This window comes from Erwinia sp. 9145 (genome assembly GCF_000745075.1).
Classification (GTDB): domain Bacteria; phylum Pseudomonadota; class Gammaproteobacteria; order Enterobacterales; family Enterobacteriaceae; genus Erwinia; species Erwinia oleae.
In genome coordinates, this window is record NZ_JQNE01000001.1 from 3,253,755 (window position 1) to 3,279,831 (window position 26,077).

Sequence of the window (26,077 nt, forward strand, 5' to 3'; positions counted from 1 at the left end):
ACGTCAGCGCTACCATACCAATATTGCTGCACTACAAGGAATGCAAATGAAGAAACTGCTCCCTCTATTTATCGGCCTGAGCCTGGGCGGCTTCAGCGTCGGCAGTCAGGCAGAGAACCTGCTTCAGGTCTATCAGCAGGCCAGACTGTCAAACCCGGATCTACGCAGTTCTGCAGCCGATCGCGATGCCGCGTTCGAAAAAATCAATGAGGCACGGAGTCCGCTGCTTCCTCAGTTAGGTCTGGGTGCAGATTATACCTATAACAGCGGTTACCGCGACAGCAGTGGTATTCATTCCAATACCACCAGCGGCTCGCTCCAACTGACGCAAACCATTTTTGACATGTCAAAATGGCGTGCCTTAACGCTTCAGGAAAAGCAGGCGGGCATTCAGGATGTCTCCTATCAGGCTTCCCAGCAGACGCTGATTCTGAACACGGCCACCGCCTACTTCAACGTGCTCAACGCCATCGACACGCTCTCTTACATTGAAGCACAGAAGCAGTCGATTTATCGTCAGCTTGATCAGACCACGCAGCGGTTTAATGTGGGCCTGGTGGCGATTACCGACGTGCAAAACGCCCGTTCGCAGTATGATACCGTATTGGCTAACGAAGTGACGGCGCGCAACAATCTTGACAATAATCTTGAAACGCTGCGTCAGGTAACCGGCAACTACTACCTGAGCCTGGCGTCGCTAAACGTCGACAGCTTTAAACCGGTGAAGCCAAAGCCGGTCAATGCGCTGTTGAAAGAGGCGGAAAGCCGTAACCTCAACGTGCTGACCGCGCGTTTATCGCAGGATCTGGCGCGCGAGCAGATCCGCGTTTCCGAAAGCGGTCATCTACCTACGGTGGATCTGACGGCTTCAACCGGCCTGTCGAACAGCAAATACGGCGGCAGCCGGGCTAATCAGACCGCCTCAACCGCCGACAGCATTTCGGGTTCGAATCAGGTCGGGCTGAGCTTCTCGCTTCCGCTCTACAGCGGCGGCGCGGTATCATCGCAGGTGAAGCAGTCGCAGTATGCCTACGTTTCCGCCAGCGAACAGCTTGAGAGCGCGCACCGCACCGCCGTGCAAACCGTGCGCTCTTCGTTTAACAACGTAAACGCTTCGATCAGCAGCATCGACGCCTACAAGCAGGCCGTGGTTTCCGCACAAAGCTCACTTGACGCGATGGAAGCAGGCTATCAGGTGGGGACGCGCACCATTGTCGACGTGCTGGACGCCACATCGACCCTGTTTAACGCGAAACAGCAACTCTCCGATGCGCGTTATAACTATATGATTAACGAGCTGAATATCAAGTCTGCGCTGGGCACGCTTAACGAGCAGGATCTCGCCGATCTGAACAGCCGTCTGGGTAAAGATGTCCCGACGTCGCCGGAAGCGGTGGCACCTGAAACGCCGCAGCAGAACGCTTCCGCTGATAACGGCGCTCAGGCTGGATCGGCTGAGCAGACGCCCGAACCGCGTGCAAACTCATCGGCTGCACCTGCTGTTAAAGCCGCTGATACCCGTCGCAATCCCTTCAGCCATTAACGTATTCCGGGGCAGCATCATGCTGCCCTTATTGGTTTCCAAAACACCTTATAAATGACTCTCTTAAAATAGCCACGGGGATATTTTCGTTTTTTTACGATTTCCCTTTTGTAAGCTATATGTTGCAATGCATCAATTACAGCTATCGGACTGGCAGCGTTATCATTTTGAGGAGCGCCATTACGATTAACCCCCGACGTCAATCTCAGGCTGGCTATTTTCAGATTTAAAAAATAAATTTTATTATCCTCAGGCAGGAAGATCGTTATCCTTTGCAAAATATAAGCGTGTTAGTACAATTTTCAGAGGAATAATTTCTGGAATTAATGCGTTATGACACTGACTTACATAATTTCTGGATAACGAAACCCTCCGGCAAAGAACCCGGATAGATTAAGTCAGCATGAAAAACACAATAAACCCATTAAAATCAACAGAAAAAATTTATCGCCATTAATTATAATAACATACTGAAAGCTGCATAATTCTTTCCAGAAAAAAACCCATAATAAAAAAGCGTTATGGAAAAAACCGGAAAAATTAAAAGATATAAAGAGAATAAATTAAAATTTATAACCGTTATGCTTGCAGAACATAAACTATCAACAGCAATTAACCATCATCAGCGATAAAAAGGCCAGTTATAACGATGAAAATGGGTGTGGATATTATTAGCGTCGATCGCATTGCGCGAGCGTTATCAAAAAGCGGTGACGACTTTTTCAGGCGCGTATTAACGCCTGGTGAACAGCGCTATCTTCATCCGATTGGGGAAAATGCAGAACGTTTTGCGGGCTACTGGGCAGCAAAAGAGGCGGCGGTAAAAGCGCTTGGCACTGGCTTTAGGCACGGCATTACTTTTCATGATATTGAAATTGATCATGATGCTTTTGGTTGCCCCGAATACCAGTTCAGCGGTGCGTTTTTAAAAATAATGAGTGAAAAAAAGATTCATTCTGTAACGTTGAGCATTTCACATTGCAGCACTCATGCCGTGGCCGTGGCCGCCTTTAGTTAAGTAACGGAGAAAGTATGGCAGTTTATTCAGATTTAGCGGATAAAAATGTATTAATTACGGGTTCGAGTGGCGATATTGGTCTCGCGCTATGTAAACAGTATCTTGAACAACAGTGTAAAGTCTACGCGGTCTATCACCATAATTCTGCTGAACTTGAAGCGCTTAAACAGGCACATCCGGCAGGGGAAAATCTTTTCCTGCTTCGCTGTGATATCACGCAGCGGGAAGACGTTGCCCGGCTGGCTGGACAATTAGAAGCTGAAATAAGCGCGCTGCACGTATTAGTTAATAATGCCGGCCTTTGCAAAGATACGCTTTTCTCAGAAATGAACTGGGAGATGTTTGATTCTGTGGTGCAAACCAATCTTTATGGCACATTTAACGTCTGTAAGTCATTTTTCCGCCTGCTCACGCTTGCCGATGCTGCGGCCATCGTTAACGTCTCTTCAATAGCAGGCGTAACCTCCAGTTTTGGTCAGACAAACTATAGCGCAGCTAAAGCAGGCGTCATTGGTTTTACGCGCACGCTTGCCGCTGAGTATGCCGCGCGTGGGATCAGAGTCAATGCGATTGCGCCAGGCGTCATTGATTCTCGCATGGTAAAGAAAGTTCCTCGTCAAATTATGCGGGCCATCATGACAGCTATTCCACTTCGTCGTCAGGGAAATGTCGATGAAGTTGCCAACGTAGCGACCTTCCTGAGTTCATCTTCCGCCAGCTATATTGTCGGACAAACGCTGATCGTCGACGGCGGCCTGATCATGCGTTAACGTAAAAGGAACGATAAGATTGAAAACAACGAAAAGCTTAGTCCCTCCACAACTTTTATTAAAGATGGGCGCATGGCGCTCACCTGTATTTATGGTTGACAGGATTATCGATTTTAAGCCAGGTGATGACGGTAGCATCACCGTAATTAAACATGTGGGTTTTAATGAGCCGTATATTCCGGGACATTTTCCGGATAATCCGGTAATGCCAGGCGTCATGGTTGCCGAAATATTTGGGCAGGCCAGCGAATATCTTAGTTTGCTAAATGATTACTGTCACGCACATGAAAAAGAATACGGTAATGCATTGAAGAAGTTTGATGATATCTCTCGCGCACTGCAAACACCGGACGGAACCGAACGCGTTCTCGCAGAGCGACATCGTATTGTTGGCTTTCTGGCCGCACAGGATCTCAAATTTAAGCACGTTGTTGTGCCTGGCGATACCATTGAGGTGACCAGTAAATTGAGCATGACAGACAGTCATGGTTTTTATCATTATGACGTCAGTGCCAGAGTCGGAAGACACATTGCCAGCCAGGGCAAAATTATTAATTTTCGAATAGAACGAACTCGTGCCGAAAGCCGGGGCGCATTAATTAATTAATACAGGGATATGTCAGTATCATGGAGAGAACAGCTTTACAGGTGGAAATAGATGAGCGTAGAGAAACGCTTATCAACGTTAAAAATGGCCTTATTGAGCGGCTGAATCTTTACCAGACACCAGAGCAAATTGATGATGATACACCGCTGTTTGGCAGTGGTTTAAAACTGGATTCAGTCGATGCAACTGAACTCCTTGTTCTTCTCGACAAAAACTTTGGTATTCGTGTTGGCGAAGGCGACGATCCATCCTATATGCGCAGTGTAAATACTTTGGTCTCTTTCATTATTGATAAAAAAAGAAAAAACGCTGAGCTGGCGTCCCAGGAAGAGCAGCAGAACACAGCGGTTGCAGGGAGCAATTAACATGACGAATCCTTTGATGCAGCATCATCAACAGCATGGTGTTGCGATGATTGAACGTAATGGCGTGGCTGTACCTGCACGTTACACCACGTCGGAAAAAGAGCATCTGGCAGTACGTAAAAATATTCTCCTTACCGATTATTCACATTTCGGTAAGGCAAAAATCAGTGGCGAAAGCGCGTGGGAATTACTCAACTTGCTGGTAAGCGGCGATGTTTCTTCGATTCGCGATGAACAGGCAATGTATACGCTGGTGCTGGATGAGCAGGGTCAGATTATTACCGATCTTTATATTCTTTGTGATGAAGAAGCCTATATCCTGTTTTCAGAATGGCTGACGGGCGACGCGCTATGCGACATGATGCAGCGGCTTCTTTCTGAACACGCCGAAGAATTCGAAGACATTGATGAGATCACCGCTTTAAACGACTGGGGCATGCTGCATATTGAAGGCCCCTACAGCTGGGAATTGCTGGTCGAGCTTTACGGCATGGACATTGCGGGCCTGCCGTTCCAGGAACATATGCATGTTGATGACGATATGCTGTTGCTACGTGCCGGTAAACATGGCGAATTCTCGTATAAACTCGCTGGCGAATATAGCGCCCTGGCCCATGCATGGCAGCAACTGATCGAAGCGGGTGAGAAATTCGATCTTTCACCCGGCGGGCTGGATTATCAGCATCAGGCGCGCCTTGAGAATCCCTGCTGGCAACCCTCCCACATTAGCCGCTGTCCTGTCGAACTCCAACTGCAATGGATGGTTCGTTACGATAAAGAAGCGTTTATCGGCATGGTTCCGCTGAAGGAGCGCCTTGAAGCCGGGCCGCGACGCCGCATCGTTGGCATGGTCATTGACGGCCAGCCGGACATACTGCCGCAAAAAGGCGACGAGATCCTGTTGGACGGCGAAACCATTGGTGAAGTGATTGAGTGCGGCTACTCGGCCGATCTTGAAAAAACCATCGGTCGACTTTTTATCGATAATGCTTACGCCTGGGCCGATCTTACCCACTTTTCTGCGCGCACGGCGGACGGAAAGCTCATCTCACTACAGACTGCCGCTGTGCCTTTTGCCCGCAACTACAGCTTCCTGGTGAATCCTTCGGAACACAGCTATATCGACAGCAGCCGCCCCCGCGATCTTCTTCAGCAACTGGAATGGCAAAAAGAGAGAGAAGAAAAAGAAAAGGCTGAGGCCAACGTGGCGGTAACAGCAGCAGAATAACGCGATTTCAGGGAAGCCTGGTAAGGGAAGACGAGATAATGTTAGTAAAACGTAAGCGGGTAGTCATTACCGGCATGGGGCAGCTTTCCTCCATCGCCAGTAACGTCCCTGAGTTCAAACAGGCGCTGTTAAATAAAACCTGCGGAATACACCCAAGCGAAAAATATCTGGGCCTGTTCAAAGATGCCAATGCCTCGGAAGTCTTACAACCGCTTGATTTTCCGGGACTGAGCGAAGAACAGATCGCCACCCTGGATAACGCTGCCCTGTGGGCTTATAAAGTGGGCCACGAAGCGCTTGAATCGGCACGCCTGGATGAAGCGGATCGGCGCGCAAAAACGGCGCTCATTATCGGCGTCTCCTCTGCGGGCACGGAAGCCTTTATTCCACTTTTCGAAAACCAGCCAGATCGATTCTCACTCAAAAAAGCGATTGTTTGCGGCTGCTTCTCGTCCTGTAGCGCCATCGTGGCATCCCTGCTCGGTCTGAAAGGGGGATTTGAGCTGCTGGCAACGGCCTGTACGGCCAGCACCAACGCCATGGGCATCGGGTTTGACCTGATCCAAAACGGTAAAAACAGTACCGCGCTGGTTATTGGCACAGAACCCATTTACCTGCCAACGTTTGCCGGGTTCTACGCGTTACAGGCGATGAAACCGACGCCAACCAGCCCCTTTTCTGGCACGCCGGGCATGTCCATTGGCGAAGGCGCAGGCGCGCTGTTACTGGAAGAGTATGAGCATGCGGTGGCCCGTGGCGCCACCATTTACGGTGAGATGATCTCCTACGCCACCTCCGGCGATGCCTGCCATGAAACCGCGCCCGATCCTCGTGCCGAAGGCGCCGTACAGGTAATGAATAGCGCCCTGGCAAACGGGAACCTGCAACCCGCTGATATCGATTACATTAACGCGCATGGCACCGGCACCGAGGCCAACGATCGCTGTGAAACGCTGGCGATGAAAAAAGTGTTTCCTCACATCGCCGCAATTCCGGTCAGTTCAACAAAGTCATATATCGGTCACAATATTGGCGCAGCGGGCATCATTGAGATGGTTGCCTGTTTCCTGACACTGGCCGATGACATGATTTTGCCAACGTTGAATTTTGGTTCACCACGCATCAACTGCGATCTCAATTACGTGCCAAATGAGTTCCAGCGCGGCGCTGTCCGGCTGTTTATGAAGAACAATTATGCTTTCGGCGGTAATAACTGCTGCGTGATCGCCAGCCCGCATGTGGGCAGCGCAGCAGAAACAGCTTACAAACCCCGACGCGTAGCCATCGTGGGCCGGGGAATGGTGACGTCGCAGGGGCACGATCTGAGCGCTGTGTTCGATCGTCTCTGGCAGGATACCTCCCCGCAGGGACTGGTTCCTTTGATGTTGGACGAGGAGACCATTCAGCAGTTTGAAGAGATGATCGGCAATTTGCAGGAGAACAGTGAAATGCAAAACTTCCTGTTTGAACGCTATGGCGATGGCAGCGAGTGGCGCAAAAAGCTGCGCGGAAAAACCTGGCAGCATCTGATAAACGGCCTGGAACCACGTAAATATCTCCGCCGTTACGATCCGCGCAAGGCCGATGACGTCGGAACTTACGCTCTGCTGGCGCTGACGCAGTCAATGAAAGAGGCCGGACGTAAAATCAAGCGCGACGGCCATCAGTTGGGCCTGGTGCTTGGCATGTCGCGCGGGCCGCAAAAGCGCGTCGAACGCTATCTGAACAGCCTCTATCCCGATACGGCGAACGTGCGCACCTCCGAATTTCCCGGCTCGCTGATGAATGCTATCTCCACCTTCTGCTCCATCTCTGAAGGCATAAAAGGATACAACACCACGCTCGCAACCGGTATGAACGCCGGGCTGGGTGCGCTCACCTACGGTTATGAACTGGTAAGGCAGGGTCTGCAACCTGAGGCCATCGTGGGCGGCGCAGATGAGGCGATGAATTCATTCTCAGTCTATCTGCAATCGCTCCATCGCAACCTGATGATGAATGAATCGCCGGGCGCATTCCGTGTTTACAGTGACAACCCCGCAGGTTTTTTCACCGGTGAAGGCGCGGGCATGCTGTTCCTTGAGGACGCCGGGCGAGCGACTGAGCGCGGCGCCACCATTCTGGCAGAAATTGCAGGATATGGCCGCGCCAACAGCACCGCTTATTTCGACATCGACACTACAGCGGGAAATGCTGAAGCCCTGGCCTGCGCCATACGCCAGGCGCTTGCCGAAGCGCAGCTTGCGCCTGAAGATATTTCACTCATTTGCGGTTCCAGTATTGGTACGTCGGGCAGCGATCGTGCCGAAGTTAACGCAATACGCGATGTATTTGCTGAAAAAATGGCCTCAACGCCCTTTGTTAACTACAACGCCTGCTTCGGGGTAGTGGAATCCTGTATGGGGATCCTGAATGTGATAATGGTTTCTGAAATCATGCGCCGCAGCGAGATTCTGCCCATTCCACACACCACGTCATTCTGCGAAAAAGAAGTGGATTTCGTTACCGAGCGACGCAAGAAAACGGTGGAAACGGCGCTGGTGCTGGGTTCAACAGAAGGCGGCAACCATTACGCCATCGTACTCAGGAAACCTGCATGACGTCGCGCAATCAGGCGGTGGCGCTGATTGGTCGGGGATCGTATAGCGCCTTTGCCAGCGATGTACCGGCGCTGATTGCCGGACTCACCGCCGGTCGCCACGTTCCTTCGCGCCCGTGGTTCAGCTGTGAGCGCGATCGCAGCATGATGAATATGTTTGTGAATCCGCAACACGCGCCTCTGCCCGTTCAAAAGACGCGTCGCGCGCTCACGCTCAAAGAAACGTTGCGGCTCATAACCGGCGTTATCGATGAAGCGCTGCGCGAGTCGGGCCAGCCGCACTCTTTGCTCAGCGGCGAGCGCGTCAGAGTTTATATAGCCGGCAACGGACTGAGGACAGATATCGCCGAAGTGGCGGGCTACCGCGATCGCAACGACCCGGAAGATCTGCTCTATTTTCCGGCGATCAAAAAATTGCATGCCAACTGTTATGCTCAGGACGCGCTCAGCGAGGCCCTGGCTGCGCACTACGGTTTGACGCGCCCTCCCGCCACATTATACAGCGCCAGCGCATCGTCAATGTCGGCGGTGCACCTTGCGCACGCCGCTCTTCGCAGCGGTCTGGCAGACGTTGCGTTGGTGGTCAGCTGGGTGGATATCCTGACTCAGGATATGATGTTTCTTGCCGCGCAAAACATGCTGGGTGAATCTCCCGCTTGCCCTTTCAATGGACGGGAAAGCAGCGTTTTACTCAGCAACGGCGCCGCAGCGCTACTGATGTGCCGTGATGACCTCGCCCGCACATGTGGGCTTTCGCCAGCGGTCTATCTGGATAGCTGTGTCAGCTATCAACACAGCGGAGCGCGTGATAACGCCTCAACGGGTGATTTCCGCACCATTACGCACTCAATTGAGCAGGCGATGAAGGAAGCCGACGTTGCCGCCGGGTCGATTGGCTGCATATTTCCCCACGGTAACGGCATTCCTGCCAGTGATAACACCGAAGCGATGGCAATTCGTAAACTCTGGGGCGATGAAGGCATTCCGGTCGTGAGCTATAAAGGCCAGACAGGCTACCTCTCCACCTGTAGCGCGCTGGTGGATCTGATTATTGCCTGCGACGCGTTGAAAACACAGCGACTGCTCTCCTGGCACAGTCCGGTGAAGACGACGACCTCCAGCCATCTTCACCTGCATTGCAATACCGCCCCCGTTACGTTAACGGCCCGACATCTGGTCAAAACGGCCCTGGGCATGGAAGGCTCTATCGTCAGCAGCGTCCTTTCGCGCCGGGAGGTGCAGCCTTGAAACCCACATCCGCGCTGGCGACAGGACTGGTTGCCATGGAGATACAGGAACCCACCAGCCTGCCTGTCCGCTTCCAACCCGGCTGGCATAATGTCTGGGAAGCGTCACTTTATAAAAAAGCGTGCAGAAAAACGTTAACCGATGGCTGGATGTTTCGCCGGTTTGGTGGTGACGTGCCGCTTGCGCCGCGTAAAACGGAACTTCGTGACAGCATCGACGCCTTTACCGATACCTGCGAGCGTGCCTTACAGACTCGCGCAGCGCAGAAACGGCTGCGTCAGCGCGGGGCAAAAAACGCCATGATATTTTTCGATTCCTGGGGCGAAACCAGTCTGTTCGAAGATATCGATAACTGGCGTGATTCAATGTTTGTCGACATCCTGCCCAAAAAAATCCTGTGGGATTTTAAGATTCAGGCCTTTAGCGGCAAACTGCGCGGTGAACGCACGGGCTTCTTGCTGGCGCTGGATATGGCGCAGGACTGTCTTCATAGCGGTGTTGCCGATAACGTGGTGATTTGCGGCCAACATCGGCATTTCCCGGTGATGTCTTTATCCGAGACAGAGCGCTGGCCGCGTAGAAAACCGTCGCCACAACGCGGGACGAATGCGCTTTTCGCCGTAGAGCGCAATCTTTGTATGCTGGTAACAAAATGCGCGGAGACCCTGCCCTCCCTCTCGGTTGGCCCGAGGCAGATCCTGCCGACAGCGCACCGCGCCGCCGCAGAGCGGTTGTCAGAATACTGGCGTGATGCCGGCGGTGAACACATTCTCAGCTGTGCTCCCCCGGCGCCTGCTTTGCTTGACATCAACCGCCGAGCCGCAGCCGCGTTCGCCCACCATGTCCCTCTTTATCATCAATACGGAGACAGCGGCAGTCTGAATCCGGCGCTGGGAATTTATCACTGGTTTAGGGCTGAAGCGGCGCGGACGCCGGCCCTGATAAGCAGCCTGCATCCCGACCAACGCCTGTGGCTGGTTAACTGCCTCCCGGCAGCGGCACTGCATCAGGACACTATCGATCTCAGGGAGAAAAACACGTCACTATGAACACTCAGTCTGCCCGACCTCTACCGCTGGCCATTCTGAATCAGGCCAGCAAAAGCTATGGCGATCCGGCTAATCCTGTTCATGCGCTTCATGCCATCACCACCGAGATCCATGATGGTGAGTTTATCGCACTCTGCGGGCCGTCCGGCAGTGGTAAAAGTACCCTGCTTAACCTGCTCGCAGGCATAGATGAACCGACTCACGGAGAAGTGTATCTGCTTGGCAACGATCTCGCGCAGCTCAACGATGGCCAGATGGCGAAGCTGCGTGCTGACGCCATAGGGTTTGTTTTTCAGTTCTTTAACCTTCTGCCGGTGCTCAGCGTTTTCGATAACGTCTACTATCCGCTGATGCTCAACGGATTCAGGCGAAACGACGCCCGCGAGCAGGTTATGCATATTATTGAGAAAGTGGGCTTACTGGATCATTACCGTCGGCCGCCGGGTGAACTTTCCGGCGGTCAACAGCAGCGGGTGGCGATCGCGCGCGCGCTGGTGAAAAAGCCGCGTTTAGTGGTTGCTGATGAACCAACCGGTAACCTGGATACCCGGACGGGTGAAGAGATTATCGATTTATTGTTGGCGATGAACCATGAACTGAAAACCACGTTCATTATCTCCACCCACTCCCCGTTATTACGCGACCGGGCGCGGCGAGTTTTGCAAATTGAAGATGGAAGGATCAAGGATGATTACTGCAATGCATAAGCTGACCCGTCTGGGGCTCGGCTTTTTGCTACTGCTTGCCCTGATGGTATTGGGTTTGCCTTCGTCAGGCTGGGCCGCCGGTTCGCAACTGAAGCAGCGCCTGCAAGCCTTGAGCACCGATAATGTTACCGCGCAGGCTCTGCTGCTGATGCAGGATAAGCGGGATAGCACCGGACTCAACGACGCGACGTTTTTATTAGAAAAACAGCTTGGCGCTCAACCTGACGACCGTACCGTCAGAATGTTTTATGGCTATGGGCAGCTCTTTCAGGCGGGTGATTATCTGCGTAAAAAGAATTACATGCGCGCGGCTGAGCTTTCAAAACTGGGATTTTATGCACTGGATGAAGCCGCAGAGACTGAGCCTGAAAACTGGCGTCTGTTCTGGCTACGTGCGCGTATGGATGCCTTTGTACCTGCCAGTAACGGCCGTTGTGTCGTTGCTATCAAGGATGTGAACACCCTGAATGACGCCGTTCCTGCCTCGCTTAAACCGATGCTGACGCTGATGCGCGCGCGTGCGGCAGAAAGTTGCAACGACGGCAACATGGCCGCCCTGGCATGGAAAACGCTGCATGAGATGGACGCTGACGGCGAAGCCCTGCTGGAAAATAACGCTGGTACGGCACCCGCCTGGACGTCGGAAGAAATTGACGAGGTGATACTCCCGCTTATGGAGGGCAAAGGATGAGCAACGTATTATTCATTATCTCCAATATTCTGATTGCTTATGCGGTCTGCGTGGTGGCCGTTACGCTGGTGCGAAAGCCAACGGATATTCGTTATACCTTTCTTAATCTGTTTCGTCACCGGCGCCGCTCGGCCGTAACACTGATCGCCATTACGCTTGGCGGCGTAGCGGTGTTCATTTTTGGCGGTTTTGTCGATTACTCATTCTATGCCCTGCGCGAACAGACCATCCGCACCAATCTTGGCCATATCCAGATATATCAACAGGGTTATATGGCTAACGGCAACAGTCGCTCACTGCAATACACCATTAAAGATTATACAAAGGTGAAAGCCCTGTTGTTGGCCGACCCCATGATTGCCGAACAGACCAAAACCATCACCGGCCAGTTGGAGTTTTCCGGCATCATTTCGCAGTACGACAAAGGCGTCTCAACGTTTTTTGCCGGCGTAGGCATTGAACCAAAAACCTCGTTACTGCTGGGTGCGCTGGACACCATTATTTCCGGCAGCGATTTATCAGACGTTAAGCCGCTTAATATCACGCTGGGCAGCGGTGTCTCAAACATGCTGAACGCAGGTTACGATGACTGGACCGATCTGCTGGTGGTGAATCCTGAAGGCGGCCAGAACGCAATGTCTGCCCAGGTTCGCGGCGTGTTCCGATCGGGGATTAAAGACTATGACGATACGGCAATTAAAGTGCCGCTTGCAACGGCCCAGCATCTGCTACAGACCGAAGATGTCAGCAAAATTATTATGCTCCTTCAGGACACCAGCCAGACCGAAGCGGTAATGGCTCGGGTTAAGGAGATTGTCGGGGCAAATAATCTTCCTCTTGAGGTTCACGCCTGGGATGAACTGGCCATTTTTTACCATCAGGTGGTCAATCTTTTTGAAGGTATTTTTCTGTTTATCAAGACCATTGTCAGCATTATCGTGGTGTTTATGATCGGCAACACCCTGATGATGAATGTCATTGAGCGCACCCGCGAAATTGCCACGCTAAGAGCGCTGGGGCTGAGCAAATCGTATATTGGCCGACTGTTTATTCTTGAAGGGATCATCATCGGCTTGATAGGTGCCCTGCTGAGCGTCTTCTTTGGACTGATCATTGCCATGCTTATCAATATTAATGGCGTACCCATGCCGCCCTCTCCCGGCTATACACAGGGATACCTGGCGTTTGTGATGTGGGATCAGGATATGCATCTGTTTTGGTTCTCATGTGCGTTACCGCTGGTGACTGCGCTTATTGCGTCGATTATTCCTTCACGCCGCGCAGCCAATCTGGTTATTGCTGAAGCATTTCGTTTTGTTTAGGAATTAATTTAATAAGGTTAAATCAGGGAATGAAAAATGAATAAAAAGGATCAAACCGTTTTTATTACCGGTGCCGGCCGCGGCGTGGGCATGGCCATGGCGCAGGAGTTTGCCGCTCAGGGCTATGATCTTATTTTAAACTATCGAAAAGATCAGGGGAAAAGCGCAGCCGGACTACAACAGTTTCTGGTATCGCCCGCCGCGCAGCAGGTGTCGGTCAGACTGGCGAAGGCTGATATCAGCGAACCGCGTGAAATTGCTGAAATGGTTAAAAAATTGAAGCAGGGCGGCGTGGAGCGAATCGACCATTTAGTCCTTAATGCCGCCAGCGCACCGTTTAAGCCCTTTAGCGAGATGACCCGTAGCGACTGGAAACTGCTGCTGAATGGCAACATCATCGGAAATAATAGCTGCGTTAACGAAATCGTACCGCTGATGCCTGTCGGCGGTTCAATCTGCATCATATCCAGTATGGGCAGCCGTCGTGTATTACCCGATTATCCGCTGGGCATTGTGAAGTCGGCGCTTGAGTCGCTGGTTGGCTATCTTGAGGTGGAACTCTATGCAAAGGGCATCCGCGTCAATGGCCTGTGTGCGGGTATGGTTAACACCGATATGGCGGAATATCTGCAAAAACTCTGGCCAGAGCTGTACGCGCGATATGAACACAGTCCGCGCCGCTGGCTGATTGAGCCGAAAGAAGTCGCGGATATCGCAGCCTTTTTAATCTCTCCTCAGTCCAGCGCTATTCGCGGCACCACGCTTGTTGCCGATCTTGGCATGTCGCTGTCGGCCTGAGGTGGAAAAATGCTGCCATTACTACTCCTGCTCCTGCTGTCAGCCCCTTTGCAGGCGGAAGATCGGCCGCCGGTGCTCTCACTGGATCGCGAGCAGCTGTCGCAAATCACGCAAGAAGACAGCAAAGCCAGAGAGATCATCCGTCGCGCCGACCGTGTTCGTGCTCCGGACAAACCCTTCCGCTATACGCTGACGCTAACGGAGCATAAGAACGGCAGGGATTTGACGGAAAAGCAGCAGGTGCTGGATATCTCTATGCGCTTCTATAAACCGGATGAGCAGCGCGAAAAAGGCGAAGCGCGCGCGCTGGTGCGTTTCGTCTCCCCCGTGAGAGACAAGGGTAAAGTACTGCTCTCCGATCTTGATAAAATGTGGTATTTCGCGCCGGAACTGCGTCGTCCCATTCCCATTTCGCGCCAGCAACGCCTGCTGGGCCAGGTCTCGAATGGCGATGTGGTCGCAGCGGACTTCGACTACTCCTACGTTTCCACCCTGTTGGGCACGGAAGCGTGTAACGAAACCAAATGCTACAAGCTGTCGTTAACCCGCCGGTGGCCGTCAGTCCCCTATCCCGCCATTACTTACTGGGTCGAAGTCGGCACGTATTACCCTCAGCAGATAGATTTCCTTTCTACGGAAGGACGGCTGATTAAGCGCTCTCGCTACCTTAACTATACCGACGCGTTGGGCGTAATGCGTCCGGCAACAATTATCGTAGAAGATGCGCTGCGAAAAGATAACTGGACCACCATGACGTACAGCGATCTGATGCTGGAATCGCTGCCTGAAAGCTATTTTCAGAAAGACTATTTAAGCCGGGGCAGCCAATGAAACAGCCTGGTTTACTCGTGCTCCTTATGCCTTTGGCGGCGCTGGCGGATGTGGGTTGCCAATCTCCCAGAGGGAATGTGGGTCTGGAAGGAGTGCAATTAAGCAGTAGCCGTACACAGTGGAACGATCATGACAACGCATTCAAACATAACACGCTGCTAAACGTTTACAGCTCGGCTTCACTTAACTGTTATGCCGGAGAAGCACTCACTTTTAAAGGCGAAGCCAACGGCGAGTTCATTTGGCACCGTCATCAGCCGGGTTCGCTACAGGATCGCCGGCGTCAGGGAAGAATGTTTTATAACCTGGCGGCGCTCAGTTGGGCCGCTCGTGAAAATCTGTTTCTTGACGCAGGAAAAATACGACGGCGTTACGGTTATCTCTATACCGTATCGCCACTGGATCTTTTGCGTAACCCTCACGGGGCATTTCGCAGCGTTCACGTTAATGCCGCAGGCGATAACTGGCCCGCTTTTTACGATGAAGGATCGTGGGGGATCTCCGCCAGTTTATTGACGGCCTCCGGCAGTTGGGATGCGGTGATCCTGCCCCGGCTGACGCAGGAAAATACGGATATTGATGCTGACTACCACGAGAGCTCGCTTAAAAGAACTAACGCTCAGGATCGCTATCTTTTCAGCTATTCGACCAGTGGGCTGGCGAACAGAACTTCAACGATATCGCTGCTCGCCGGTGCGCAAAAGCGCCTTTCTGCTGGCGTGAACTACATGCTGAACGACAACTGGGTGCTCAATCTTGAAGGGGGACTCGCGAAGGGTCAAACCTGGCGCCATCTTCAAAAAGAGGCCACCCAGGGACTGCACAGTTACGATGCTTCGGCAACAAAAGAGCCGTTTAGTCGACGTTCAGGCGGTGTCACCGGCGATATTGGCGGCGGCATGCGCTATACCAGCAGCGAACAAATTGAATCAGGCGTTGAGTATTATGGCCAGAGTCAGGGTTACTCTCGCAGTGAATGGCGGCAGTTAACGCGGGATGTTGCCTTTGCGAACGGCGGCTATATCAACCCCCGTTATCCCATAACCTCATTGCCCATCGTGCAGGATGGCTTTCGCCTTTATTCACGTTTAATGGCCGCTGAAATTGACCGAACCGGCCGACAGGGCGCGTTGCAAACCAAACACTATCTTATGCTGTTTAACAGCCGAAATCGTAGTGAAACAGGCGCATTGAACTGGCGAACATCAGCGATCGCTAACCTGACGGACGGAAGCGTGTTAACAACTATGCAGGTGAGTAGCCCGGTCAGGGATGACACGGAAATTTATACAGGTGCAACACTCAGTTTTGGGCGTGCTGGCAGCGAATTTAGCTTATTTGGCGAAAAAGGACTTTATTATGCAGGATTACGCTATTTCTGGTAACGGTGAACGACAATGGATGGTGCTGTTTGCTGGCCAGGGTTCGGCACAACCCGGCATGGGTGCCGATATTATCGATCGCTCAGCGGCTACCCGCCAGGTATTTGAATGCGCCAGTGATATAACCGGCATGGATGTTCGCAAACTTTGCCTGAAAGGACCGATGACGCGTTTAACGCAAACGCGATATCAACAAATCGCCATTACCGCGTTTAATGTCGCGGCGGTAACCGCCCTGAAAGAACAAGAAAAACTGCCTGTTACAGCCTGCGCTGGCCACAGCGCTGGCGAATACTCAGCGCTGTGGCTGGCGGGTGTTTTTACGCAGGAAAGCCTGTTCAGGGCGATTGACGGGCGTGCGGCTATCATGCAGCGGCTGGCGACTGAAAATAAAGGCGCCATGTATCACATTCAGGGTTTGTGCAGAAACACGCTGTCGACGCTGATCGGCGAGCTTGGACTACACCCGACTTTGCAGGTAGCGTGCGACAATGCAGCCGATCGCCAGGTGGTTGCGGGCAACATTGGCGCAATGAAAACCCTGGTCAGTGCCCTGCTGTCAAGAGGCATTGCACCCACTAAACTGGCGGTAAACGGTGCATGGCATTGCGAACTGATGGCCGCAGGCGTAGCGGAACTGCGCCAACTTTTGTCATCTCTGCCGCTAAAAGCACCTGAGATTGCTGTTTATATGAATCGCACCGCACAGCCTGAAACCTGTCCGGAGGCGATTATCGACCATCTTGCGCATCATCTGACAGACCCGGTGCGCTGGCGCGAAACGATGGTGCATTGTCAGCAGACTGCGCAGCATAACTTTCTTGAAATCAGCGCAAAAAAATTCCTGTTAACGCTACTGGACGAAAACAGACTTACGCACGGTAAATATCATTACCGTGATTTATTATTACCTCTGAATTCTGTATAAGGCATTGCGAATAATGATCCCGACCTATTTCCGTTTCATCAATCGGCATAATGTATTCTTCGCGATTGGCTGCTTTATTTCTGTCGCAATTTTGATGACTTCTCTGGTCAGGAATACACTTTATGCCACTCCGCAAGAGATGTTTACTGGCCTGACGGCCATTGCGGTATCTTTCGCGTGGACAATGGCCAGAGAAGGACGGGCTTACTGGATGTATACCATCTGTACGATGCGCATGTATGAAAATAAGCAGACTATTGAACAATTAGCAAAAAAACCCATTGGAGATATAACTATCTGGCTTGCAAAGCCTTTATGCAGCGCAGGAATATCGATAGCGACATCCATCGTGCTATATGGCATTAGCATGTTGCTTCCGGATTATTTAATTACCGGCTGGCTGCTTTTTTGTGGAGTAATTATCCTGCCATATGGGATCTTTGTTTTACATAAAAAAACGCTCCATGCTTATATTCAAAAAGTAATTTTACATATTTCAAAGCGAACTTTATTAAAAATAAAAAGAAGGCGCATAACCCATTATCTCGTTGAAGATATCGTCATAGTGCTCATGGTTAATCTTGCACTGGTGCTTCCCCTCTCCAGCAAGCCTGACTTTAGCGTAACGGCAGGTATTGACTCACCAGCTTTTATTATTGCAATGATTATTCTAATGGAGATTGTAACTGGCTTTATGCTGCTGGTCGCGCAGCGAAGCCGACGGTACATTTTCTGCGGAGAAATTATTTCTGAAGCGCTTGTTAACCTGACGTCAAAAAAATATCTGAAAACCGCGATAAAAAGCAGAATAATTTTCTGGATGAGCATAACCCTTGCGTGGACATGCTCTGCCTGCCTGATTTTATCCAGTTTCAGTAACGCTCAATTCTGGGCAGTCTATTTATGTTGCCTGCTGATACCATTAATGATATTTAGTATTGAAAAATATAATGTTCTTAAACGCGACTATCATCAGGCAAAGAAAATCCTGCATGATCTTAGTCAGTTTAAACCTGCCGATGTGGATAATTAAAAAAACCACGTTTCAGGACGTGGTTTAATTAGCTCAGAAATGACAGAATATTATGCGGAAGGCTGACGACGATCCCTGGCTTGCTGAGCAATATCAAGGCCGTTTTGTACCATACCTAAGATACCTTCACGCATGAAGACCAGCGTCATAATAGGTGATAAGCCGATGAGTGCCGCGATCCCCGCACCTAAACTCATGCCAGCACCTCTGAAGTTTGTCTCGAAATTGCCAAACATTGCCAGCGCTTCATCGACGAGTTCACCGACAACAAAACCAATGAAAGCACCAATCGGCGCTGTAATGATACCGAATATTCCACCACTGGTCTGGTGTATTTCTTTAACAGTGAGTTCCCTCATTTTTTACTCCTTCCTTATTAAGTAGAATTAATACTCTTAGAAACAACACACTTACTTTACTACAACGCTTATTCTTTCCAGTAATAAATCAACCGGATGGTCATAAGCCCATTCTTGCTAAAGCTTCATGAAAAATAGCCGTCAGCACGCTGGCGCCGAAGTTAATTAAGTTTGATATAATATCAGGTATGAAGTTAAGCATAGCATTCACCGGCCCGCTAATAAAACCACAAATAGCATCCATGATAAAATCAAAAGCATTTTCACTACCGCTGCCACTTACACAAAGCACTTCATGATGGTTTAAGGTGCGCATTAAGATCCCTCTTATTTCACTATGATGCCCCGAAGATTTTAATCGGGAATTTTACCAGCTGAATTTTATAACAAAACAATAATGATATACAACTTATTTAGTCCTGTCAGAATACCAGAAAAGCGTACTGAATCTTACTTCATAATACTCCAGCTGATTAATTTAATATTCCGTCAAATTTCTCATACATGCAAATAACTTTATTACTATATAAAGTTATTTTTTTCAATGCCAATATATATGGGGAGGATTTCTTATGATCTGAAAATCCTCACTATAAAATTTCCCATAACCCCGACACCATCAAATAAGGAAATATCATATGCGGGATAAAAATCAAAAGAAATCACCGATCTATAGTGCATTTATTGCTACGTTGATCGCATCAGGATACAGCATTCAGAGCTATTCAGCCATAATTCCTGATATGAATCACCCCCAGTCACCAAAAATTATTTCAAGCAATAATGGAACAACAGTTGTAAATATTAATCCTGTTTCTGGGAATGGGCTCTCTCATAATGTTTATTCTAACTTTGATGTAGGCATGAAGGGCGTTGTCTTAAACAACGGAACTCAGGCCAGCAACACGCAACTGGCTGGCAACATAGCTGCCAATGAAAGGCTTGCGGGGCAGTCAGCCTCTATTATTTTGAATGAAGTCACCAGTGGTCTCCCAAGCATTCTCGCCGGTATGGTCGAAGTTGCCGGTGAAAAAGCGCAGGTTATCGTTGCAAACCCCGCAGGTATTACCTGTAGCGGTTGTGGATTCATCAACACACAACGCTCAACCCTGGCGACCGGTAAAGCGCTTATTGACAATGGCGTGCTCAAAAGTTTTGATATTAAAGGCGGGCAAGTTGATATCAAAGGCAAAGGTCTGATCGACCATGATTCATCCTACACCGATATCCTGACGAATATGCTCAAAGTCAGCGCAGCATTAAAAGCCGAAAACCTGCGAATTGTTACCGGAAAGAACGCTGTTGATAATGATACGCTTAACGTGACTAAAACAGGTCAGAATAACAGTTGGTTTGGCAATAAAGTTGCCGTCGATGTGACCGCGCTGGGGGGCATTCAGGCCGATCGTATTACGATGATTGCGACTGAAGAAGGCTTTGGCGTAAAAAACGCAGGTCTGCTTCAGTCAACGCTGAATGATATTACGATCACTACAGCAGGCTATCTGAGCAATAATGGCGTCATTGATGCTGCCAGTGATCTAACCACGACGCTCAAAGGAAATTTAAGCAACAGCGGGCGCATTAAAAGTGGCAGAAATATGATGCTATCAACACAGGGGAACAATTTTGAAAACGCCGGCGAATTGGTTTCCACTGGACACTTAACTATTCAAAGCGGAAAACTGGTTAATAAAACCTCGATAAGGAGTGCGGGCGATCTGGTTATCAATACCGGTAAAGGCGACCTTGAAAACGGCGCAAGCGGTCGCTCTGCGGAACTGGTAAGTCAACGAGCCATAAATATCTCGGCGGCTAATCTGAAAAACGTCACCGATTCTGTCATTTATGCCAGGCAGGAATTTACGCTCGAAACAGATCATATCAATAACGAAACTGGACGGTTGCTCAGCGAAGGGGATATGGAGATAAAGGCAAACTCCCTGTGGAATTATCGCGGCGGTCTGTATGCTACAAATAATATGCTGCTGAACATCGATAAGCTTGATCTGAGTTATAGTGGCATCACAACCGGTCAGGATCTTACCATTAACGCCACTAAAATTGACAATCGGATGGGCGGCATTGAAACAGGTGGAAAAACCACCCTGAACGCGACTGATTCCGTTATAAACGATACTGCCGCCATCGCAACGGGCGAGCTGATCGTTAATACCAACAAGCTCAGCAATACGGGGGGTATCCTGGTTTCAAAAGGCGATATGAAGATTGATGCAAGGTCAGTCGTCAATCGCTATAAGACGCTATATGGCCCGATGTTTGGCGTCTGGCTGGAAAATATCGAAATTGATGTTGAGGGTGGCATCGTTAGCGGAGGCGCGCTTAATCTTAAAACCGAGCGACTGAGTAATCAGCAGAGCCGGATCCTCAGTAATAACGATATGACGATCAATGCAAATTCAGTCGATAACGCGAATGCCGATATTTTAAGCAAACAGAGTGCCATCCTTAACATTAAAGAGATGCGCAATCAAAATGGCAATGTGAAGGCCGGGCAGGATCTGCTTATGACAACGCATGCTATTAACGGAACCTCTGGCTTATTACAGGCCGGAAATGATCTTCAGCTAAAGGTTGACCAGGCTTTTTCAAATTATCAAAATATCTCTGCCGGGAATGATATTACTCTTGATATTGATGGCGGTTTTCATAACTGGAGTACGGTGAAGGCGGGTAATAATATCGATATTACTGCATCACAGCTTGGAAATTATCTGTTTAACCGCATCTATGCGGATAACAAGGTAAATCTGAACGTCGATGGCATCGTTTTTAACATCGGCTCCATTGACTCAGGTAATAAATCGGGTGAGTAGCTGCTGATTTTGTAGATAAGCTCTTCGCGTGCGTCCGCATTGGGTGGACGCACGCAAACGATCTGACGAACGTATAGCTGTGTAAATACCCACCACCATTGCGGCCTTCTCGCTTCATTTTTCAGCGCCATTCCCCTATCCTGTCCCCTTACTCTGGGCTCAGGACAATAATGATGAAACGGACAAAAAATATTAATCATGCCTCCTTTCGCAAAAGCTGGAGCGCACGACACTTAACACCCGTCGCTTTCGCCGTCAGCGCTGTTTTTATGCTTGCCGGTTGTGAGCAGGCGGATGAAACGGTTTCGCTTTATCAGAATGCCGACGACTGCTCAAGCGCCAATCCTGGCAAAAGCGAGCAGTGCACCACCGCATTTAACGACGCGCAAAAAGAGGCGGCCAAAACCGCGCCGAAATACGCCAGCCGCGAAGAGTGTGTGGCAGAGTTTGGCGAAGGCCAGTGCCAGCAGGCACCGGCGCAGGCCGGTGTCGGCAACACCAATGCCGAGTCGCAGCAGAGCGGCAGCTTCTGGATGCCGCTGATGGCCGGTTATATGATGGGTCGCATGATGGGCGGCGGTCGCGTTGCGCCTCAGCCGCTGTTTACTTCTCGTGCGCCAAACAGTCCTGCTAACGGTAAATTCGTTGACGCCGCGGGCAAAAGCTTCGGCAATGCGACCCCGGGCCGCACTATGACCGTACCGAAAACCGCACTGGCGCCAAAACCGGCGACCACCAGTACGGTGACCCGTGGCGGCTTTGGCGAAAGCGTGGCGAAGCAGTCGACTATGCAACGCAGCAGCGCGACCTCAGGTTCACGTCGCTCCTTTGGAGGCTGACGGGTGAAACGTTTACCCATCACGGAACGTCCCGGCTGGCGTGAAAAAGCAACGGAATATGGATTTCGTTTTCATACCATGCACGGTGAACCGTACTGGTGTGAAGACGCTTACTATCAGTTTACGTTGCAACAGGTTGAGACGCTGGAAAACGTGACCAGCGAACTGCATCAGATGTGTTTACAGGTGGTGGAAAAAGTCGTTAACAGTGAAGAACTGTTAACGAAATTTCGCATTCCAAAGCATACCTGGAACTTTGTGCGCGATTCATGGAAATCCAGCCAGCCCTCGCTCTATTCCCGTCTTGACCTTGCATGGGATGGTAAGACGGACGCAAAGCTGTTAGAGAACAACGCCGACACGCCGACGTCCCTCTACGAAGCCGCTTTTTTTCAATGGTTATGGCTTGAGGATCAGCTTAACGCCGGAAATCTGCCCGCGCAGAGCGACCAGTTCAACAGCCTGCAAGAGAAGCTGATCGAGCGCTTTGCTGCGCTGCATCAGCAGCACGGATTTAGCTGGCTGCATTTCGCCTGCTGCCGCGATACGGAAGAAGATCGCGGCACGGTGCAATATCTTCAGGATTGCGCGACGGAAGCCGGTCTGCCCAGTGAATTTCTCTATATTGACGATATTGGCTTAGGCGAAAAAGGTCAGTTCACCGACGTTGACGACCAGGTGATCGGCAATTTATTTAAACTCTATCCGTGGGAGTTTATGCTGCGTGAAACGTTTTCCACCAAGCTGGAAGACGCGGGCGTGCGCTGGCTGGAGCCGGCCTGGAAAAGCATTATTTCGAATAAGGCGCTGCTACCGCTGCTGTGGCAAATGTTCCCCAATCATCCCAATCTGCTTCCCGCCTGGTTTGCAGATGACAATGTTCCGCACCTGGACAAATACGTGATTAAGCCGCTGTTTTCCCGTGAGGGTGCAAATATTCGCATTATCGATAACGGTAAAGAGATTGCCCGCGTCGACGGCCCGTATGGCGAAGAAGGTATGATTGTGCAGCAGTTTCATCCGCTACCGAAATTTGGCGATAGCTACACGTTAATCGGCAGCTGGCTGATAGACGATCAGCCTGCCGGGATCGGCCTGCGGGAAGATCGCGCGCTGATCACCCAGGATCTTTCACGTTTCTATCCGCACGCCTTTATCAGTTAATGCGTTAAATCAGGGCGGAAGTTGACCGCCCTTCAGCCTGCCTGCACTGACAGCATGCTTAACGATCCCATGATAAGACCCTCAACCGGTATCGAAACGGCCTCATCGGGTTCGCGCGCGCCCAGAACATACAGCAACGGCAGATAGTGTTCCGGCGTCGGATTCGACAGCGCTGCGCCGTCGTGTTGCATAAAGTTAACCAGCGGATGCTGTTCTGCCGGCCCTTCCCAGCCAATATTGTCGCGAACGTAGCGATCAAACGACCGGGCCCAGGGATAGGGTTCCGCCTCGCCCTGAAAGCGTGCCGTGCGCAGATTATGCACCACGTTGCCGCTGGCGACGATCATCACGCCCTGTTCGCGTAGCGCTGCCAGCTTGCGACCCAGTTCAAAGTGCCATAACGGCGGCTTTGTGGCGTCCACGCTCAGCTGTACAACCGGAATGTCCGCATCCGGATACATTTTGATCAACACGCCCCATGAGCCGTGATCCAATCCCCACGCCAGATCCTGCTGTACGGCCAGCGGCGAGAGCGCGTCAGCTATCTTACGCGCCAGCGCGGGCGAACCGGGCGCAGGATAGTGCGTATCGAACAGCGCCTGCGGAAAGCCGCCAAAATCGTGGATGGTGCGCGGTTTTTCCATGGCAGTGACGGCGGTACCGTTTGTGTACCAGTGTGCGGAAACGGCGAGGATCGCCTCTGGCCGCGGCAGCGTTTCTCCCAGTCTGCGCCAGGTCTGGGTCCAGGTATTCTCTTCCAGCACGTTCATCGGGCTGCCGTGTCCAAGAAAAAGCGCGGGCATGCGTAACTTACTCATTGTAAATACCCTCTACGAATTACCTTAATGATGGCTACATTACGCGCTTTTTCGTCGTGATAAACGCGGAGAGTCATGATGAAGATTTTCAGGAAATTTGACGAACAGGTAACGTTTCTTTACGAACGGAGTGCTAAATTGTCTGCAATGTATAGCCAAGGCTATACTTTTCATTTTGTGAGGGGAGAAACGCATGTCCGTGCCGCTGTTATTGACCGTGCTCGCCGGTGGCGCCACTTTTATCGGCGCGTTTCTGGGCGTGATCGGGCAGAAACCTTCAAACCGCGTGCTGGCTTTTTCGCTTGGTTTTGCCGCCGGGATCATGCTGCTTATCTCGCTGATGGAGATGCTGCCTGCCGCACTGAATGCGCAGGGCATGTCGCCGGTTCTCGGTTACGGCATGTTTATCGCCGGACTGCTGGGCTATTATGCACTCGATCGCCTGCTGCCTCATCAGCATCCGCAGGATTTGTCCGCATCTCCCGGCACGCCAGCCAGCCTGCGCCGCACTGCTATTTTACTCACGCTCGGCATCAGCCTGCATAATTTTCCTGAGGGCGTGGCCACTTACGTTACCGCCAGCAGCGATATTGAACTCGGCTTTGGCATTGCGCTGGCCGTTGCCATCCATAACATTCCCGAAGGGCTGGCCGTTGCCGGGCCAATGTTTGCCGCAACCGGCTCAAAGCGTAAAGCGCTATTTTGGGCAGGGTTGTCGGGCATGGCGGAAATTGCGGGCGGCGTGATGGCGTTCATGCTGCTCGGCCCGTTGCTGTCGCCAGTGGTAATGGGCGCGGTAATGGCGGCGGTGGCTGGCATTATGGTCGCGCTTTCCGTGGATGAACTGATGCCGCTGGCGCGTGACGTCGATCCACACGGTAATCCGAGCTACGGCGTGCTGTGCGGCATGACGGTAATGGGATTCAGCCTGACGCTGCTACAAAGCAGCGGCGTCGGTTAAGCATAAAAAAACCGGGCCAGGCCCGGTTTTTAACGTGTCGGCTTCGCTCAGCTTGCCTGACGGGTTTCGTGGCTGCGGCGCCACGCCACCAGATCCTCAATCGTCACCACCGGCATAGCATGCTGTTTGGCGAAAACCACCGCTTCCGGCGCGTGAGCCATTGAGCCGTCATCATTGGTCAGTTCGCACAATACGCCTGCCGGTTTGAAACCGGCCAGGGTGACCAGATCGATAGTGGCTTCGGTATGACCGCCGCGGGTCAGCACGCCGCCTTCGCGCGCGCGAAGCGGGAAAACATGACCGGGGCGATTCAGATCGCCGGGCTTCGCGTCATCCGCAATGGCAGCGCGAATGGTGGTGATCCGGTCTTTCGCCGATACGCCGGTCGTCACGCCTTTTGCTGCTTCGATGGTAACGGTAAAACCGGTGCCGTAGGCGCTGGTGTTATCTTCAACCATCATCGGCAGCTCAAGCTGGCGGCGGCGATCTTCGGTCAGACAGAGGCAAACGATGCCGCTGCCGTGACGAATGGTCAGCGCCATCTGCTCAACGGTCATGGTTTCGGCGGCAAAGATCATGTCGCCTTCATTTTCGCGATCTTCATCATCCAGCACCATTACGCCGCGACCGTCGCGCAGTGCGGCAATGGCTCGTTCCACACGCTGTTCAGGCGTGCCAAATTCAGAAAGTAGCGTCTGATTCATGGTAATAAAACCTTATAAAATTTATGGGTTACCAGAACCAGGGCGTGCTTAGGAGTGTCAAACGGTGACAAAAAATAACGGCAAGGCGGGCACAGGCCCGACAGATGCGTTACCCTCTCCCATCCGGACTTTAACCGTCGGCCCCGGAATCACACCGGATCTGCTGACCTTCAGGCCAGGAAGCCTGAAGCGCTCGCGGGCTTTCAGCGTGAGCTGATTTACCGCCGGTGGGGAATTTCGCCCCGCCCTGAGAATAAGCACGATTACTATAACCCT

Annotated in this window: 25 protein-coding genes and 1 riboswitch; of the genes, 21 read left to right on the plus strand and 4 right to left on the minus strand. The window is 51.4% G+C overall.

Annotated elements, in window-relative coordinates; genetic code table 11:
- Window positions 1-46 precede the first annotated feature (46 nt).
- The 17 genes from tolC (at window position 47) to FA91_RS15500 (ending at window position 18,119) form a co-directional block, all read left to right on the plus strand.
- Entirely contained in the window at window positions 47-1,543 is a 1,497-nt protein-coding gene (tolC, locus tag FA91_RS15420) for an outer membrane channel protein TolC (protein WP_034917036.1), read from the plus strand.
- Window positions 1,544-2,198: 655 nt separating this feature from the next.
- Entirely contained in the window at window positions 2,199-2,561 is a 363-nt protein-coding gene (gene acpS / locus FA91_RS15425) for a holo-ACP synthase (RefSeq protein WP_231566812.1), read from the plus strand.
- 14 nt (window positions 2,562-2,575) lie between these two features.
- A complete protein-coding gene (locus FA91_RS15430; protein WP_034917039.1) occupies window positions 2,576-3,331 on the plus strand; it encodes an SDR family NAD(P)-dependent oxidoreductase in 756 nt (251 codons plus the stop codon).
- 19 nt (window positions 3,332-3,350) lie between these two features.
- Window positions 3,351-3,938: a beta-hydroxyacyl-ACP dehydratase gene (locus FA91_RS15435; protein ID WP_034917041.1), complete on the plus strand. Its 588-nt coding sequence runs from the start codon at window positions 3,351-3,353 to the stop codon at window positions 3,936-3,938.
- A gap of 20 nt (window positions 3,939-3,958) precedes the next feature.
- Window positions 3,959-4,303 (plus strand): phosphopantetheine-binding protein, encoded by a 345-nt coding sequence (locus FA91_RS15440; RefSeq protein ID WP_034917043.1) that lies wholly within the window; start codon window positions 3,959-3,961, stop codon window positions 4,301-4,303.
- A 1-nt stretch (window position 4,304) separates the two neighbouring features.
- Window positions 4,305-5,531, plus strand: coding sequence for an aminomethyltransferase family protein (locus tag FA91_RS15445; protein ID WP_051937229.1), 1,227 nt, complete (start codon window positions 4,305-4,307; stop codon window positions 5,529-5,531).
- Window positions 5,532-5,569: 38 nt separating this feature from the next.
- Window positions 5,570-8,131, plus strand: coding sequence for a beta-ketoacyl-[acyl-carrier-protein] synthase family protein (locus FA91_RS15450; protein ID WP_034917046.1), 2,562 nt, complete (start codon window positions 5,570-5,572; stop codon window positions 8,129-8,131).
- Window positions 8,128-9,378 (plus strand): beta-ketoacyl synthase N-terminal-like domain-containing protein, encoded by a 1,251-nt coding sequence (locus tag FA91_RS15455; RefSeq protein WP_034917048.1) that lies wholly within the window; start codon window positions 8,128-8,130, stop codon window positions 9,376-9,378. The genes FA91_RS15450 and FA91_RS15455 overlap by 4 nt, the downstream gene beginning before the upstream one ends.
- Window positions 9,375-10,427, plus strand: a complete 1,053-nt coding sequence (locus tag FA91_RS15460; protein WP_156103092.1) for a hypothetical protein — start codon at window positions 9,375-9,377, stop codon at window positions 10,425-10,427. Before FA91_RS15455 ends, FA91_RS15460 begins: the two co-directional genes overlap by 4 nt.
- Window positions 10,424-11,134 carry an ABC transporter ATP-binding protein gene (locus tag FA91_RS15465; protein WP_034917052.1) on the plus strand — a complete coding sequence of 237 codons (711 nt, stop codon included), beginning with the start codon at window positions 10,424-10,426 and terminating at the stop codon, window positions 11,132-11,134. Before FA91_RS15460 ends, FA91_RS15465 begins: the two co-directional genes overlap by 4 nt.
- Window positions 11,127-11,825 carry a hypothetical protein gene (locus tag FA91_RS20140; protein ID WP_051937231.1) on the plus strand — a complete coding sequence of 233 codons (699 nt, stop codon included), beginning with the start codon at window positions 11,127-11,129 and terminating at the stop codon, window positions 11,823-11,825. Before FA91_RS15465 ends, FA91_RS20140 begins: the two co-directional genes overlap by 8 nt.
- Complete coding sequence (locus FA91_RS15475) at window positions 11,822-13,147, plus strand: FtsX-like permease family protein (protein ID WP_034917055.1); 1,326 nt, start codon at window positions 11,822-11,824, stop codon at window positions 13,145-13,147. Before FA91_RS20140 ends, FA91_RS15475 begins: the two co-directional genes overlap by 4 nt.
- A 36-nt stretch (window positions 13,148-13,183) precedes the next feature.
- Window positions 13,184-13,945, plus strand: a complete 762-nt coding sequence (locus FA91_RS15480; protein WP_034917056.1) for an SDR family oxidoreductase — start codon at window positions 13,184-13,186, stop codon at window positions 13,943-13,945.
- Between the two features lie 9 nt (window positions 13,946-13,954).
- Complete coding sequence (locus FA91_RS15485; RefSeq protein WP_082212599.1) at window positions 13,955-14,776, plus strand: outer membrane lipoprotein-sorting protein; 822 nt, start codon at window positions 13,955-13,957, stop codon at window positions 14,774-14,776.
- A gap of 92 nt (window positions 14,777-14,868) precedes the next feature.
- Window positions 14,869-16,161 (plus strand): hypothetical protein, encoded by a 1,293-nt coding sequence (locus FA91_RS15490; protein WP_156103094.1) that lies wholly within the window; start codon window positions 14,869-14,871, stop codon window positions 16,159-16,161.
- Window positions 16,136-17,086: an ACP S-malonyltransferase gene (locus tag FA91_RS15495; protein WP_051937233.1), complete on the plus strand. Its 951-nt coding sequence runs from the start codon at window positions 16,136-16,138 to the stop codon at window positions 17,084-17,086. The genes FA91_RS15490 and FA91_RS15495 overlap by 26 nt, the downstream gene beginning before the upstream one ends.
- Before the next feature lie 13 nt (window positions 17,087-17,099).
- Window positions 17,100-18,119 (plus strand): hypothetical protein, encoded by a 1,020-nt coding sequence (locus FA91_RS15500; RefSeq protein ID WP_034917061.1) that lies wholly within the window; start codon window positions 17,100-17,102, stop codon window positions 18,117-18,119.
- Window positions 18,120-18,169: 50 nt separating this feature from the next.
- Here FA91_RS15500 and FA91_RS15505 read toward each other — a convergent pair whose 3' ends face one another.
- Entirely contained in the window at window positions 18,170-18,478 is a 309-nt protein-coding gene (locus FA91_RS15505; RefSeq protein ID WP_034917063.1) for a hypothetical protein, read from the minus strand.
- Between the two features lie 100 nt (window positions 18,479-18,578).
- A complete protein-coding gene (locus FA91_RS15510) occupies window positions 18,579-18,794 on the minus strand; it encodes a hypothetical protein (protein ID WP_034917064.1) in 216 nt (71 codons plus the stop codon).
- Between the two features lie 322 nt (window positions 18,795-19,116).
- Between FA91_RS15510 and FA91_RS15515 the strand changes: the two genes are divergently transcribed.
- The 3 genes from FA91_RS15515 (at window position 19,117) to FA91_RS15525 (ending at window position 23,318) form a co-directional block, all read left to right on the plus strand.
- A complete protein-coding gene (locus tag FA91_RS15515; protein ID WP_034917065.1) occupies window positions 19,117-21,315 on the plus strand; it encodes a filamentous hemagglutinin N-terminal domain-containing protein in 2,199 nt (732 codons plus the stop codon).
- 173 nt (window positions 21,316-21,488) lie between these two features.
- The gene (locus FA91_RS15520) at window positions 21,489-22,154 is read left to right on the plus strand and encodes a DUF1190 family protein (protein ID WP_034917068.1); all 666 of its coding nucleotides are present in this window, start codon (window positions 21,489-21,491) and stop codon (window positions 22,152-22,154) included.
- Window positions 22,155-22,157: 3 nt separating this feature from the next.
- Window positions 22,158-23,318, plus strand: coding sequence for a glutathionylspermidine synthase family protein (locus FA91_RS15525; RefSeq protein WP_034917070.1), 1,161 nt, complete (start codon window positions 22,158-22,160; stop codon window positions 23,316-23,318).
- Between the two features lie 32 nt (window positions 23,319-23,350).
- On the opposite strand, the gene ygiD is transcribed toward FA91_RS15525, so the two are convergent.
- On the minus strand, window positions 23,351-24,136 hold the full coding sequence (gene ygiD / locus FA91_RS15530) for a 4,5-DOPA dioxygenase extradiol (protein ID WP_034917072.1): 786 nt from the start codon (window positions 24,134-24,136) through the stop codon (window positions 23,351-23,353).
- A 193-nt stretch (window positions 24,137-24,329) separates the two neighbouring features.
- Between ygiD and zupT the strand changes: the two genes are divergently transcribed.
- Window positions 24,330-25,097, plus strand: a complete 768-nt coding sequence (gene zupT, locus FA91_RS15535; RefSeq protein WP_034917075.1) for a zinc transporter ZupT — start codon at window positions 24,330-24,332, stop codon at window positions 25,095-25,097.
- A 47-nt stretch (window positions 25,098-25,144) separates the two neighbouring features.
- Here zupT and ribB read toward each other — a convergent pair whose 3' ends face one another.
- Window positions 25,145-25,801: a 3,4-dihydroxy-2-butanone-4-phosphate synthase gene (gene ribB, locus FA91_RS15540; RefSeq protein ID WP_034917076.1), complete on the minus strand. Its 657-nt coding sequence runs from the start codon at window positions 25,799-25,801 to the stop codon at window positions 25,145-25,147.
- Window positions 25,802-25,908: 107 nt separating this feature from the next.
- Window positions 25,909-26,060, minus strand: a riboswitch (FMN riboswitch).
- Between the last annotated feature and the right edge of the window lie 17 nt (window positions 26,061-26,077).

Coding starts and splice junctions, on each gene's coding strand:
- tolC (WP_034917036.1), top strand. CDS start 47: ATGAAGAAACTGCTCCCTCTATTTATCGGCCTGAGCCTGGGCGGCTTC.
- acpS (WP_231566812.1), top strand. CDS start 2,199: ATGGGTGTGGATATTATTAGCGTCGATCGCATTGCGCGAGCGTTATCA.
- FA91_RS15430 (WP_034917039.1), top strand. CDS start 2,576: ATGGCAGTTTATTCAGATTTAGCGGATAAAAATGTATTAATTACGGGT.
- FA91_RS15440 (WP_034917043.1), top strand. CDS start 3,959: ATGGAGAGAACAGCTTTACAGGTGGAAATAGATGAGCGTAGAGAAACG.
- FA91_RS15445 (WP_051937229.1), top strand. CDS start 4,305: ATGACGAATCCTTTGATGCAGCATCATCAACAGCATGGTGTTGCGATG.
- FA91_RS15450 (WP_034917046.1), top strand. CDS start 5,570: ATGTTAGTAAAACGTAAGCGGGTAGTCATTACCGGCATGGGGCAGCTT.
- FA91_RS15455 (WP_034917048.1), top strand. CDS start 8,128: ATGACGTCGCGCAATCAGGCGGTGGCGCTGATTGGTCGGGGATCGTAT.
- FA91_RS15465 (WP_034917052.1), top strand. CDS start 10,424: ATGAACACTCAGTCTGCCCGACCTCTACCGCTGGCCATTCTGAATCAG.
- FA91_RS20140 (WP_051937231.1), top strand. CDS start 11,127: ATGCATAAGCTGACCCGTCTGGGGCTCGGCTTTTTGCTACTGCTTGCC.
- FA91_RS15475 (WP_034917055.1), top strand. CDS start 11,822: ATGAGCAACGTATTATTCATTATCTCCAATATTCTGATTGCTTATGCG.
- FA91_RS15480 (WP_034917056.1), top strand. CDS start 13,184: ATGAATAAAAAGGATCAAACCGTTTTTATTACCGGTGCCGGCCGCGGC.
- FA91_RS15485 (WP_082212599.1), top strand. CDS start 13,955: ATGCTGCCATTACTACTCCTGCTCCTGCTGTCAGCCCCTTTGCAGGCG.
- FA91_RS15495 (WP_051937233.1), top strand. CDS start 16,136: ATGCAGGATTACGCTATTTCTGGTAACGGTGAACGACAATGGATGGTG.
- FA91_RS15500 (WP_034917061.1), top strand. CDS start 17,100: ATGATCCCGACCTATTTCCGTTTCATCAATCGGCATAATGTATTCTTC.
- FA91_RS15505 (WP_034917063.1), bottom strand. CDS start 18,478: ATGAGGGAACTCACTGTTAAAGAAATACACCAGACCAGTGGTGGAATA.
- FA91_RS15510 (WP_034917064.1), bottom strand. CDS start 18,794: ATGCGCACCTTAAACCATCATGAAGTGCTTTGTGTAAGTGGCAGCGGT.
- FA91_RS15515 (WP_034917065.1), top strand. CDS start 19,117: ATGCGGGATAAAAATCAAAAGAAATCACCGATCTATAGTGCATTTATT.
- FA91_RS15520 (WP_034917068.1), top strand. CDS start 21,489: ATGAAACGGACAAAAAATATTAATCATGCCTCCTTTCGCAAAAGCTGG.
- ygiD (WP_034917072.1), bottom strand. CDS start 24,136: ATGAGTAAGTTACGCATGCCCGCGCTTTTTCTTGGACACGGCAGCCCG.
- zupT (WP_034917075.1), top strand. CDS start 24,330: ATGTCCGTGCCGCTGTTATTGACCGTGCTCGCCGGTGGCGCCACTTTT.
- ribB (WP_034917076.1), bottom strand. CDS start 25,801: ATGAATCAGACGCTACTTTCTGAATTTGGCACGCCTGAACAGCGTGTG.